Source organism: Thiohalophilus sp. (assembly GCF_046483665.1).
In the GTDB taxonomy this organism is placed as follows: domain Bacteria; phylum Pseudomonadota; class Gammaproteobacteria; order UBA6429; family Thiohalophilaceae; genus Thiohalophilus.
This window is the reverse complement of the sequence record NZ_JAWOCR010000059.1, coordinates 1-6480: the sequence shown is the minus strand read 5'-3', so window position 1 is coordinate 6480 and position 6480 is coordinate 1. Positions and strand designations below refer to the sequence as shown.

The following is a 6480-nucleotide window of genomic DNA, read 5'->3' as shown; positions in this document are numbered from 1 at the left end:
GAACCATTCCCACGACGGCGCGAATTCCACCGCGTGGACCGGTGCACCCAGAAACCAGGTGCCAACCTTGTAGCAGAAGAAAAAGATGGGGCCCATGGTCACCGGGTTGGTGATCCAGACCAGCGCCACGGCAATGGCCAGGTTGCAGCGCACGATAATGGCGGCCGCCGCCGCCAGCAGCATCTGAAAGGGGACCGGGACAAATGCCATGAACAGGCCGACCGCAAAGGCACTGGAGACCGAACGGCGGTTCAGATGCAACAGGTTGGGATCGTGCAGCAGTGTCCCGAAGATGCGGTTGAGCTGGACATGGTTGCGGATCTTGTCGTGATCCGGCATAAATTTTCTTATAAACTTGCGAGGCATGTCAGGCGATTCAGGGACGTTGTCTGCCAGCCTATTATCCATCAATTGTATTACAAGCCATAACCTTTTATGCGATCAGGGACGATAGCATTTCTGGCAGGGATTCTCTGCCTGCAATTATTTCCGGTCTTGCCGTCCGGCGGCTGGATCTTTCTTCTCGTGGCGTCGATACCCGCCGCTCTGTGGTTCGCGTTTCCCTGGCGATTGATTGGCTGGCTGGTCAGCGGGTTTCTGTGGTGTTTGTGGAGCGCACACACCGTTCTGGCTCTCAGTCTGCCGCCCGGGATAGAGGGAGAGGATCTGATTCTGATCGGCCATGTGGCCGGTCTGCCCGAATCCGGGGATCGGCGAACCCGTTTTCTGTTTGATGTTGACCATTATATTGTTGAGGGAGAACGGCATCCGTGGCCGGCCCGGGTACGGCTGAACTGGTACGCTCAGCATCCGCCCGAATTGCTGGCTGGCGAAGCGTGGCGTTTACAGGTCCGTCTCAAACGTCCCTGGGGCTTCCGCAATCCGGGCAGCTTCGATTACGAACGCTGGCTGTTTGCCGAGCGGATTCGTGCCACCGGCTATGTGCGTTATGACAACCGGCCACTCGAATCCCGTTCCGTACCCTGGCGATACCGGCTGGATCGCGCGCGTCAGCACCTCAGCACCGTGTTGCAACAACCATTGTCGGGCCAGGCGGGAGGGTTGTTTCGCGCCCTGGCCGTGGGGGATCGGCGCGGTATCGAACCCTCCACCTGGGAGGTACTGCGGGTCACCGGCACCGCGCATCTGCTGGCGATCTCGGGGATGCACATCGGCTTGCTGGCCGCGCTGGTGTTCTGGATAACCCGGCGCCTGTGGCGGCTGGGCGGGGAACGGGTATTACTCTGGTTACCGGCTCCGCGGGCAGCGGCGTTGCTGGCGACCCTGGCCGCCCTGGTGTATGCGGCGATGGCGGGCTTTGCCATCCCGACCCAGCGCGCCCTGGTGATGCTGGCGGTGGTGATGCTGGCCCTGTGGCGATTGCGGCCGCTGGCGCCGGGGCGAACCCTGGCCTGGGCAGGATTACTGGTCTTGTTGCTGGATCCCCTGGCGGTACTGTCGGCCGGTTTCTGGTTATCGTTCGCGGCGGTCGCACTGATCCTCTATGCCCTGGGCGGGACGCGCCCCCGTTCCCGCGTACATCAATGGTTGCGTATCCAGGGCTGGATTACGCTGGGACTGGCACCATTATTAATAGCCTGGTTTCAGCAGGTTTCCCTGGTGGCCCCGCTGGCCAACCTGGTGGCTATTCCGCTGGTCAGTCTGCTGATCGTGCCGCTGGCGCTGCTGGGCACCCTGGCGGCGTTGACGTTTCCCGCGGCGGGCAGCGTATTATTGACCGGTCTGGGCTGGTTGCTGGAGGCCCTGCTCGGGATCCTGGCAAGTATGGCGGACTGGCCATTCTCTCACTGGCAGACGGGCGGCGGGGGTATCGTGGTACTGGTCCTGCTGGGGATTGGATTACTGCTGTTACTGGCCCCGCGTGGCCTGCCGGGCCGGTATCTGGCGCCGATACTCTGTCTGCCTCTGCTGTTGGGGGGCGGCGCGCGGCCTGCCCCGGGCGAGGCCTGGCTGACATTGCTGGATGTCGGGCAGGGACTGTCGGCGGCGGTACAGACCCACTCCCGGTTGCTGATTTTTGATACCGGACCTCGCTACAGCGCCAGCTTTGATACCGGGGCAGCGGTGGTCGTCCCCTATGTGCGTCATAGCGGTTATACCGGGATCGACCATCTGGTGATCAGTCACGGGGACAACGATCATATCGGCGGACTGGCCTCGGTGCGTGAGGCGTTGCCGGTTGCCACGCTGTCGACCAGTGTGCCGGAGGAAATTCAGGGTGCCGGGCATCGACCCTGCAAGGCCGGCCAGCGGTGGCAATGGGACGGGGTGACCTTTGAGTTTCTGGCTCCGGGGCCGACCCGATCGGGAGGCAATGATGCCTCCTGTGTGCTGCGTATCGAGGCCGGCGGGCAGGTGGCGCTGCTCAGTGGTGATATTGAACAGGCCGGCGAACGGTCACTATTACGCCGGCAACGGGCGAAACTGGCGGCCGATATCCTGGTGGCGCCTCATCATGGCAGTCTGACTTCCTCAACGCCGGCCTTTGTCTCCGCGGTCAATCCCGGCTACGTGCTGTATCCGGTCGGTTATCGCAATCGTTACCGGTTTCCCCGCCCGGCGGTGATCGCCCGGTATACCGGATCGGGGGCCAGACAGTACCGGGTGGATGAACAGGGGGCTCTGCGGTTTGTGCTTGGCGAACCCGGCGGGGTCCGGAAACTGTTCAGCTACCGGGAGGCAAAGCGCCGTTACTGGCACAGCCGGGTTGTTACGGTTGATTGATGATTCTGTGAACCCGCACTTTCAGGGGTGGCCGGTCTTTGTTAAAGTTAGCCGCAGTTTTTCTGTCTCCTTCTATTTGTTTTCTAAAGGGCGTGTAACGTGTTTGAGATGATTCAGGCGGGCGGCTGGCTGATGCTGCCGATTCTGTTGTGTTCGATAATTGCCCTGGCCATTATTGGCGAACGGTTCTGGGCCCTGCAGCAAAAACGGATCGCACCGGCCTATCTGGTCGCCCAGGTCTGGCAGTGGTACAAAAGCCAGTCACTGGACGAGACCCATATCCAGTCGCTGTCCCGTAGCTCGCCGCTGGGCCGGATTCTGGCCGCGGGTCTGGTCAATCGCCGGCATCCGCGCGACATTATGAAAGAAAGCATCGAGGAAACGGGACGCCAGGTGATCCTGGAACTGGAACGTTACCTCAACACACTCGGCACCATTGCCTCGATTACCCCCTTGCTCGGTTTGCTGGGCACGGTTATCGGTATGATCAAGGTGTTCGCTGCCATCACGACCCAGGGTGTCGGGAATCCCTCGGTTCTGGCTGGCGGGATATCCGAAGCGCTGATCACGACCGCGGCCGGCTTGTCCGTGGCGATTCCCAGTCTGATTTTCTATCGCTATTTCCGGGGCAAGGTTGACGCGCTGGTGCTGAAAATGGAAGAAGAGGCAATGAAAGTCGTGGATGTCATGCATGGCGAGCGGGAAACCGGTCGGGATAGCGGAATATGATGTTACGTCACGACCGTAACAAGGAACCGGAACTTAATCTGACACCCTTGATCGATGTGGTATTCCTGCTGCTGATCTTTTTCATGGTTTCCACAACGTTTGAAAAAGAGTCCGAAATCAACATCGAACTTCCCGAAGCGGCGGGTGAAAAAAGCCAGGAAGAGCGTTTTACGATTGAAATTACCATCGATGGTGAAGGCCGCTATTTTGTCAACGAAAAACGCATTCGTGACAAACAACTGGCAACGCTGAAAACCGCCTTGCGGGAAACGCGTGCCGATCACCAGGACCCGAAACTGATTATCAGCGCGGACAAAAATACACCGCATCAGGCCGTGATACGGGCAATGGATGCGGCGCGTCAGGTCGGAATGGTTAACCTTACTTTCGCCACTCGCCAGGAATCCGGGAACTAGCCGACGATGCGCTCATCATCCGACGACAATACCGACGGGTTTGTCATATATCGTCGTCTTTTGAGATACGCGTTTCCCTACTGGAAGGTCTTTCTGATCGCCGTGTTTGGCATGGTGATTTTTTCCCTGACTGAAGGGGCTTTCGCCAAGCTGATTGAACCGATGGTCGACGGCAGTTTTGTCGACAAGGATCCCGCGACGATAAAATGGATCCCCATCCTGATGATCATCGTGTTCGCCGCGCGCACGATCGGCAGCTTTCTCTCCGAATATGGCATGGCCTGGATCGCCCGTAGCGTCATCCGTAACCTGCGCAGCCTGGTCTTCGATAAGCTGCTAGCACTGCCAATCAGCTATTACGATACAACCTCCTCGGGCGGGTTGCTGTCCAAAATGGTCTATGACATCGAGCAACTGGCCGAGGCCTCTTCCAAAGTCATAACGACTTTGATTCGTGATACGCTCACCATTCTGGTCCTGCTCGGCCTGATGATGTATCTGAGCATGACCCTGACTTTGATACTGCTGCTGGTCATCCCGGTTGTGGCGGTGGCAGTGGTGGCTGTCAGTCGACGGTTTCGCAAGCTCAGTTATCGTATCCAGCGCTCGATGGGCGATGTTTCCAATGTGACCGAAGAGGCGATTGAGGCCAATCGTGAAATCAAGATTTTCGGCGGGCAGGAATACGAATCCCACCGCTTTGAGCAGGTCAATGCGTATAACCGGCGCCAGCATCTCAAGCTGGTCGCGACCAATGCGATCAGTTCGCCATTAATCCAGCAGATTGTGGTGACCGCTTTTGCCGGTATCGTTTATATTGCCACCAAGCCCGGTTTTCTCGACGACATGACCGTCGGCAAGTTCATGTCCTTCATGCTGGCGATGATCCTGTTGCTGCAACACGCCAAACGCCTGACCAGTATCAATGCACAACTGCAACGCGGCATCGCCGCCGCTTACAGCGTGTTTACTTTCATCGACACCGAGCCGGAACCCGATAGCGGTACGCGAGAAATCAAACAGGTCGCCGGCAAGGTACACTATGATGATGTGACATTCGGTTACAGCGACCAGCAAAGCGCCACGGTTTTGCAGGATATCAATCTGACTATTGAGCCGGGAGAAAGTGTTGCCTTTGTGGGGCGTTCCGGTGCCGGCAAATCCACGCTGGTCAGCCTGTTACCACGTTTCTACGAGGTTACACAGGGTCGCGTCTTGATCGACGATGTCGATATCCGGGAAATCAGGTTGCCCAGCCTGCGCAACCAGATTGCCCTGGTAAGCCAGCACGTGACCCTGTTTAATGACACGATTGCCCATAATATCGCCTATGGGGCAAAGGACCCGGTCGATATCACGGCCATTCGCGAGGCAGCCAGAGCGGCTTATGCCCTGGATTTTATCGAACGCCTGCCAGCGGGTTTTGATACGATAGTGGGTGAAAACGGCGTGTTGTTATCCGGTGGTCAGCGTCAACGTCTGGCCATTGCCCGGGCCATACTCAAGAATGCACCTGTTCTGATTCTCGACGAGGCAACTTCCGCACTGGATACCGAGTCGGAGCGTTATATCCAACAGGCCATTGAAGAATTGATGAAAGATCGTACCACGCTGGTCATCGCGCACCGACTATCCACCATAGAAAAAGTTGACAAGATTGTTGTGCTCGAAGCAGGACGGATTGTCGAAGTCGGCCAGCATGACGAATTACTTGCCAGAGATGGCCATTATGCAGGGCTGCATGGTCTGCAGTTTGGCGCGCAAACCTCATAACGGAAAAGCAAGACGTGTTGCAACAGAATCTGCAAAAGCTCTGGGAAAGCCGCTCTGTCGGCAGCGTATTATTATTGCCATTAAGCGGTCTGTTCTGTCTTCTGGTCTGGCTGCGCCGTTACGCCTATCGCAAACGGGTATTCTCAAGTACCCGGGTTTCCGTGCCGGTTATCGTGGTCGGCAACATTACCACCGGCGGTACAGGCAAAACTCCGCTGGTGATTGCCGTAGTCAATATCCTCAAACAGGCCGGCTTCAGTCCCGGTATTATCAGCCGGGGCTATGGCGGCAAGGCCAGCTCCTGGCCACAGCAGGTTCGTCCGGATGCGGACCCGGTCATGGTCGGCGATGAACCGGTCATCATTGCCCGTCGAACCGGTTGTCCCATGGCGGTCGGCCCAAACCGGGTAGAGGCAGTGAAGGCGCTGCTGGCACATCATAATTGCGATATTGTCGTCAGTGACGACGGCTTACAACATTATGCCCTGGACAGGGAAGTGGAAGTGGTCGTGGTGGACGGCATGCGCCGTTTCGGCAATGGCTGGTGTTTACCTGCCGGACCTCTGCGTGAACCGGTGAGCCGGATCGGCGAAACGGATCTGATTGTCAGCAATGGCATTCCTGTCGGCGACGAGTACCCGATGGACTATGTTGGCCGCGAGTGGATTCATGTCCATGACAATACCCGTAGCGTGTCTATGCAACAGTTCGCCGGCCAGCGTATCCATGCCATCGCGGGTGTCGGTAACCCGCAGCGCTTTTTCAATATGTTACGCGAAGAAGGCATGGATGTGATTGAACATACCTATCCGGATCA

At 57.7% G+C, this 6480-nt stretch carries 6 protein-coding genes; 5 read left to right on the top strand and 1 reads right to left on the bottom strand.

Features of this window, described 5'->3' with window-relative positions; all coding sequences use genetic code 11:
• Positions 1-339: DUF2062 domain-containing protein (locus R6U90_RS12000; protein ID WP_410352932.1), on the bottom strand; the 339-nt coding region annotated here is incomplete at its 3' end.
• A gap of 96 nt (positions 340-435) precedes the next feature.
• Here R6U90_RS12000 and R6U90_RS11995 point away from each other — a divergent pair.
• The 5 genes from R6U90_RS11995 to lpxK all read left to right on the top strand — a co-directional run.
• The gene (locus R6U90_RS11995) at positions 436-2745 is read left to right on the top strand and encodes a DNA internalization-related competence protein ComEC/Rec2 (RefSeq protein ID WP_410352931.1); all 2310 of its coding nucleotides are present in this window, start codon (positions 436-438) and stop codon (positions 2743-2745) included.
• A gap of 99 nt (positions 2746-2844) precedes the next feature.
• Complete coding sequence (locus R6U90_RS11990) at positions 2845-3474, top strand: MotA/TolQ/ExbB proton channel family protein (protein WP_410352930.1); 630 nt, start codon at positions 2845-2847, stop codon at positions 3472-3474.
• Complete coding sequence (locus tag R6U90_RS11985) at positions 3471-3890, top strand: ExbD/TolR family protein (RefSeq protein WP_410352929.1); 420 nt, start codon at positions 3471-3473, stop codon at positions 3888-3890. The genes R6U90_RS11990 and R6U90_RS11985 overlap by 4 nt, the downstream gene beginning before the upstream one ends.
• A gap of 6 nt (positions 3891-3896) precedes the next feature.
• A complete protein-coding gene (gene msbA, locus R6U90_RS11980; RefSeq protein WP_410352928.1) occupies positions 3897-5663 on the top strand; it encodes a lipid A export permease/ATP-binding protein MsbA in 1767 nt (588 codons plus the stop codon).
• Between the two features lie 14 nt (positions 5664-5677).
• Positions 5678-6480: tetraacyldisaccharide 4'-kinase (gene lpxK, locus R6U90_RS11975; protein WP_410352927.1), on the top strand; the 803-nt coding region annotated here is incomplete at its 3' end.